The 6,807-nt window shown below is 46.0% G+C and carries 4 protein-coding genes and 1 pseudogene; 2 read left to right on the plus strand and 3 right to left on the minus strand.

Features of this window, described 5'->3' with window-relative positions:
• Positions 1 to 368: pseudogene (locus C1I60_RS25900) on the minus strand (MFS transporter); the annotation flags it as partial.
• Between the two features lie 440 nt (positions 369 to 808).
• Between C1I60_RS25900 and C1I60_RS19945 the strand changes: the two are divergent.
• Positions 809 to 1,726, plus strand: a complete 918-nt coding sequence (locus C1I60_RS19945; protein WP_044648480.1) for a hypothetical protein — start codon at positions 809 to 811, stop codon at positions 1,724 to 1,726.
• 64 nt (positions 1,727 to 1,790) lie between these two features.
• Positions 1,791 to 2,555: an HAD family hydrolase gene (locus C1I60_RS19950; RefSeq protein ID WP_137063283.1), complete on the plus strand. Its 765-nt coding sequence runs from the start codon at positions 1,791 to 1,793 to the stop codon at positions 2,553 to 2,555.
• 207 nt (positions 2,556 to 2,762) lie between these two features.
• Here C1I60_RS19950 and C1I60_RS19955 read toward each other — a convergent pair whose 3' ends face one another.
• Both C1I60_RS19955 and C1I60_RS24960 read right to left on the minus strand, forming a co-directional pair.
• Complete coding sequence (locus C1I60_RS19955; RefSeq protein WP_137063284.1) at positions 2,763 to 4,037, minus strand: hypothetical protein; 1,275 nt, start codon at positions 4,035 to 4,037, stop codon at positions 2,763 to 2,765.
• 27 nt (positions 4,038 to 4,064) lie between these two features.
• Positions 4,065 to 6,807, minus strand: a 2,743-nt coding sequence (locus C1I60_RS24960; RefSeq protein WP_212734492.1) for a non-ribosomal peptide synthetase family protein, incomplete at its 5' end; no start/stop codon positions are given.

Genomic DNA, 6,807 nt, shown 5'->3' on the forward strand with positions numbered 1-6,807 from the left:
ACTAGCAGTATCCACAGCTGGGCAGAATAATGCAATGCACTGTCCCCGATTCCGACTAGCAGTCGCAATACGAACCACACTCGGATATCTGGAATTAGCGGGAACAGTAGTAACGTAAAGAGCACAAGCACAAGTCCTCCGGCCATCAGTTTTTTGAAGCCCAACCATCCCAATGTCCGTTCAGCCACCAGCGTCATAGCAAATGAACCAATATACAAAGCAGCGGCATTCATTCCGTTCAGGAAAGAAGAAACACCCATCTGTTCCAAAGAGATGGACAAAATCGGCAAAAGTAGCCCTTGACACAATCCGGCCACAACAATAACCGCAATTAAGATAAAATAATGCACCCGCATTGACGACGACATCATGGTTCCTCCTGATATAACATGTAAAAAATCATAATCTTAAAATGAATGTTAAGGAATGATTTGCATTTGATTCCATAATCAATAGATATCCTTATTACTATGTATAGCGTTCATGCAAACACAGCCAGAATACATGCAAATTTCAGTATTTTTAGTGCATAAAAGAAAAGATGAAAAAAATCGCCATCTGAAATGACGATTTTACGGAAAGTCTGTCTGATATGTAACCGACTCCACATCGTTAGGGAGTCTTGTATGCTCAATCCGAACCCAATCACGTCACAGCGCACTATTTTATATTATAGTGGACAATGCCCAGCAGAACAAGCCATAATAAATAAGTGAGCAATTTCAAAATGCTCATGTTTTGCTTATGGACGGGCTTAATTACGTTCACCGCTCTGGGCTCGAAGACAGAATAGGAGGCACTTGATTCCATGAGTTATCAAATTAAAATAGACACTTCTCCAATTTACGAATTACTCGGCAGCTTTATGGCCTATGTAACCAAAAAATGGGTACACGATATGGACTTGGGCCATGAGTGGATCGACAAAGTGGATGCACGGCTACAAAACGAAGTTCGCACCGAGCTGGCTACAGCGCAGGATTGCCCTTTTAGCGATTATGACGCGCTTTATGTTTGGGCTTTGCTTCGACCGGAATCGGATGAAATATCTGATTATATCGCTTATTTGGACCACGGCCCGGATGAAGATATGTTCGAGCTGATTGTTCCGCATGTTCCTTTTTTAACCTTTGAAGAATCTTTGCGCATTCGCAAGGTGTACGCCCCTCTCCTCAAATTATGGGACCGGGACTACTTCCGGGCAATGGAAAGCGAACTGCGTGTGCTGGCAGAGGAAGACGCAGCAGAAAAACGTATGCTTCTGAACAAAATGGAACCGGAAGCATTGGTTGAATACGCCACAGCCGGACTGATCGTGCCTCATATGGAAGATTTGGATACAGTTGTTCTGTTTCCAGTCGTCCATAATCGTCCGATTAATTCGTACTGTTTTTATACCCGTATGCTGCTGATCCAGTATCCGGTAGACGTTCCTGAAGAAAGCGAAGAAGAACCGCCTACACTCCTGCTTCGGCTGACTCGGGCGGTAAATGACCCGCAACGTCTGCGGATTCTGCGTTACGTGGCTCAAGGCCCTAAATCTCTCGAAGATATGCGTCATGATTTGAGCCGATTGGAAGACACGCTCATGTCTGATATGATGATTTTGCGAGTAGCTGGCCTGCTCCGTATCCATATTGGACGTTATCACAAGGAAAAATTCAGCATTCGCCCCGACGGAGCGGCTGATTTACAGGTATTTTTGGAATCCTATATCGGACTGTAATTGGAATTGTGTTCTCCGTTATAACCGAACATCGTTAAAGCATTGGCTTGGAAGGAGTATCAACATGTCGTATCCGAAGCAGCACATATTATTCGATCTTGATGACACCTTGGTCCACTGCAACAAGTATTTCGATCTTATTCTCAACCACTTTTTCGATTTGCTCCAGGAATGGTTTGCAGCCCATAACCTGACGAAAAATACAATTCGTGAAAAACAAATCGAAATTGATGTGGCTGGGGTTCATCAGGTGGGCTTTGCCAGCGAGCATTTTCCACAGTCCTTGATTGATACGTACCACTTTTTCTCGGAGCAATTCGGACGCCGTACAGATCCTCGGGAAGAGCAGGAACTTCGCTCGCTTGGCCGAAGTGTGTACGAGCAGGAAATCGAACCATATCCCGGGATGGTCGAAACGTTAAACTCGCTCCAAAAAGCCGGACATTCCCTGCATCTCTACACCGGCGGTGAGCAGGTCATTCAGGAAAAGAAGATTGAACAGATGAAGCTGGCTAACTATTTTGATGATCGCATCTACATTCGCCAGCATAAAAATGTCGAGGCACTGGAGGAAATTATTCAGATGAACCGCTTTGACCGAAGCATCACCTGGATGATTGGAAACTCCCTGCGCACCGATGTATCTCCTGCCCTTGCGGCAGGCATTCATGCCGTGTATCTCAAGCAGCCCAAGGAATGGGTTTACAATATGGTTGAGCTGCAAAAAAACGTTAACTCCGTGATGTATACGATACAGAAGCTAACAGAAGTACCCCGAGTGATACACGAAAGCATTCAATTGCATCAACAAAAAAGGACCCTCGGCTAGAGAGCACCTCTAATATCCCCTTCAAGTAGACACTCAAAAAAGTCCACATGGTATCATGAGGATAGAGAGAACTTGGAGGGGATATTTTTTAATTTTAAAACTTGCCAACGATTTTACAAATTCAAACAGCGCGCGCCGGTTAAGTATTGGCACGCGCTCGCTGCTTAGTCTTTTTTTATTTATCTACTTAACAGAGGGATAACCATTCTATAAATGTTCCACGGATAAAATCCGGTCAAAAAGACCAAAAACTTCTTCCGAATCGTAAAGATTCTCCAATAGGCTGACCTCCATCATTAAACGTCCCGAAAGCGTAGCCGTTGTGAGCAATAACGACTGGTTTTTAATGGAAAAATAGATACTATCTACCCATTCCTCCATAATCGGATACGATATGACTCCCAGATTGGACAAGGTGATGGTAAAATTCCACAGGGGGAATCTTTCAGGCATTGTTTTCATAACCAATTCAAGACACTGTTGTTTATATTTCCGATATGAATTGGAAAATGAAGCAAAAAAGAGCGACAACGCATAGGGAACCCCCCTTTTGAACCATTTGAACGCGGATTTCACCTGTTTTTCCAAATTTCCATCCCGGAAAAATTGCATTGGAAGGCTTGCGACGTAATTTCCGTGCATAGTTTCTGGCGAGTAGTTATGCAGAAACTTCAAATCCATAGGCATGGAGACAAACACGCGTTGCTTGTCGGGAGCATGCTGAAGTAGTCCATCAGTCATTCGATAACAGATGTATTCGGTTAATGTCATTTTTAGGCTCCGGCATCGCCGTAAAATCTCACCAGTCTCCTCTTTGCTGAATCTATACGATTTTTTGACATAACCGCCGCCTTGCTCCGGCCTTCTGCCGTAACTCAAATCAACGGTTTCGCCAGCGCCTGTCCCTTTCCCCCTAACCCTGGACATAAAACCTGCAACAAAAACCGGCATCCACATAAAAGCGGAAAATCTTCTTTTCATACGCAGCAACCTATCTTTGGAGATGTCGCCCTTTGCCGCCTTATTTTTCGGATCGGAATCTGGTTCGCCTGAGTAATATTCCAGCCATCTCTTGATCCAGAAAACCAAGCTCAGCCCATTAGCCACCGCATGGTTCATCGCAAATATCATTGTATATTCATTTATAGGGTAGATACGAAACGGAAGTCTGGCATTGGTCGGTCTGTACTGAGCCAGTACCTCCTCCTCCGTAAAATATTGGGAAAGCTTCATCTTTTCAGCCTCCAGAAATTGTTCAAGCTCTTCCTGAGAAAATCGCCCCCATACAAACGTATCTTTTTCGAATTGTTCCACCCTTTTGGCTTGCAGCAAAGGATTGTCCATGATGAGCGAGCGGTAGCTGACAAACAATTTTTCAGCGTCGATTCTTCTTTTAAAAGTAACCGTTGCGATCATGCTATTGGACAAAATATAATCTTCAGTTCCGAAAAAATAGGTGCTCGCCAGTTTAATCGCATCCATTTTTCTCCCTCCTTTCCTTCTATTCTTTTACATAAACCCTACTTTTTTGACATGATCCATCATCAGTTTCACTTTTTGACCGTCCAGCCTGGACCACTCAAACCCCAGCGCCTGCAAAATACCGTCAGTCTTCTTGTTCATCGTCATGAACAACGTTTTGCTTGCTCCCTCAAAGAAGACGTTGGAATGAACAAGAATCCGGGCAACCTCCTGCTCTGTCTCTGGTTCATCGTATTTTTCAAACATGTATTCGGTAAAATCCTCCACTGGCATTGGCTTTACATTTATATCGGCCTGCTTCAAAAGCTTGGCAAAAGCTATCATGCTAACCTGATGGCTGTTAAACAGATGATAGGTTTCGTTGATTAAATTTTTCCGGTCGAACAGAAGTACAACTGCCTTGGCCACCTCATCCACAAAGGAGAAGTTCATGGTTTTATCTTGAATTGCGGGGACCCGGCCAAGTGTGATCATCGACTTTACCAATGAATAAAATGCATTATCCGAGATATTTTCTTGGAAGATCCCTGAATTGGAATCAAACACGAGATTCCCGACTCTGAACACATTGGAATCAAGCCCTTGTTGCCTTGCTTTAACAATCTCTTTCTCGGCTTCGAGCTTTGTCATCACGTAATAGTTATCAGAGCTTTGCTCGACATTGCAGTCATATTCAGTGAACATGATGCTGCTCTGGTCTTCTATCCAGCCGCTACCTACGCTGGTGGTGGAAACGAAATTGTAGGTCTTTTTCTTCCCTGTGCCAGCAAATTTGATCAATCTTTCGTTCCCTTCCACATTGACCGCCTGAAATTCCGAGTAATGCCCAAAATGCTTCACATTTGCCGCCGAGTTAATGATCGCATCAATGCTTCCGGCCAAATCCTCATAGCGCTCCCGACTCAGTCCAAAGCAGTCCTCGGTTAAATCTCCGCAGAACACGCACACCCTGTCTTTCCAGACATTATGTCCATCAAGCTCAAGGCCAAAATGGAACTTCAGCTTCGCCCACAGTCTTTCCAGCGCCTCTTCGTCATTCGTTCCCCGAACAGGTACATACACCTTATATTCCGTATTTTGCAGCAGTTGAAACAAAATATGGATTCCCAGATACCCTGTTCCTCCTACCAGCAGAACATTACGGTAGTCAGCCCGTTCAGAAAGATCGATATTTTCATAACCCTGATTTTTCTTCCGGTATTCTTTGAGACTCTCGCGCATTTTCCAGACAACACCAGGTACGCCGTTTTCCCCGGAAGCTGCCGCTTCCCGTAAGGCGTACACGAATTGTTTTAATCTGTCTTTGGAATACTTAATGTTATCCGCCAAGGCCCGAATCGTCGGATATTGAAAGATGTCGTTAATGCCCACTTCAAAATCCAGCGCCAGCCTCGAAACCACCTGAATCGCCTTGATCGAATTGCCGCCCAGTCTAAAGAAATGCTCATCAATTCCGATCGATTCTATGCCGAGAATCTCCTGCCATACCTTCTGGATTTTCAAATCAACGTCATTTCTTGGGCTGCTGACTGTGTGGTCGCTTCCCTGCCATTCAGGCTCGGGTAATGCCTTCCTGTCCATTTTTCCGCTCGGAGTCATCGGCATGTCATCCAGCTGCATAAAGCTGGACGGCACCATATAATCAGGCAGCTCCTGCATAAGCTGTTCCCGCAGCTCTTCTGCTCCCGGTTCGCCCTCTGCTGTAAAATACGCCGCCAGATACTTCTCCCCTTGCTTATCTTCCCTTGCGATCACCGCTACCTCCCGGACAAGCGGATGCTTCATTAGCTGCGCTTCGATTTCCCCCAGCTCAATGCGGAAGCCCCGAATTTTCACCTGATCGTCGATTCTTCCCAAAAATTCGATATTCCCGTCCGGCAGCCAGCGCACCAGATCGCCTGTGCGGTACAGCTTCTCTCCACCCTCGTAAGGATTCGCTACAAACTTCTCCGCCGTCAGCTCCGGCCGGTGCAGATACCCCCTGGCCAATCCGTCTCCCGCAATGCACATTTCCCCGGCTGCTCCCAGCGGCAACAGCTTTTGGTTTCTGTCCATAATATAAATCCGCGTATTGGCAATCGGTTTACCAATTGGCACCGAGGCATATCCCATATCCTCTTCCCGGTACGTCCACGCGGTTGCAATTACGCTCGATTCGCTCGGACCATAGGCGTTCATATACTCCACGCTGTCCTTCCACCGCATAACCAGCTCTTTGGTAATCGCTGATCCACCCGTCACCAGTTTTTTCAGCGTCGGCAGCCTGTCCGGCTCAATCCCAGCCAAATAAGTAGGAGGCAGCAGCGCAATCGTAATTTGGTTTTCGTTCATGAAGCGTGCAAATTCATTCAGATTATTAATAATATCCCGCGAAACCAGATACAGCGTTCCGCCTCCCAGCAAAATCGTGAACATTTCCCAGACCGAGGCATCAAACGAGCTGCTGGCAAATTGCAGCATCCGGTCCGATCCGTCCACCCCCCATTGTTCCTGGAAGAAATACTGGAGGTTAATGATTCCCCGGTGTTCTACCATGACCCCTTTGGGTTTCCCCGTGGAACCCGAGGTATAGATGATATAAGACAAATCCTCCGGCTTGTTAACAGGCTCTGGATTGGCACTGCCGTCCGGTTCTATATGTCTTAGGCTTTCGCCATCCAAGTCCATGATTGCCCCGTGATAGGTGAGCTTGTCCCGGAGATGCTTTTGCGTCAGTACAATGGACGCACTGCTGTCCTCCAGCATGTAGTGAATCCGTTCCTCCGGATAA

It is taken from the genome of Paenibacillus terrae (assembly GCF_005217525.1).
Taxonomy (GTDB): Bacteria; Bacillota; Bacilli; order Paenibacillales; family Paenibacillaceae; genus Paenibacillus; species Paenibacillus terrae_C.

What these genes read in the sequence shown, in the direction of transcription:
- C1I60_RS19955 (WP_137063284.1), bottom strand. Translation starts at nt 4,037, where the DNA reads ATGGATGCGATTAAACTGGCGAGCACCTATTTTTTCGGAACTGAAGAT.
- C1I60_RS19950 (WP_137063283.1), top strand. Translation starts at nt 1,791, where the DNA reads ATGTCGTATCCGAAGCAGCACATATTATTCGATCTTGATGACACCTTG.
- C1I60_RS19945 (WP_044648480.1), top strand. Translation starts at nt 809, where the DNA reads ATGAGTTATCAAATTAAAATAGACACTTCTCCAATTTACGAATTACTC.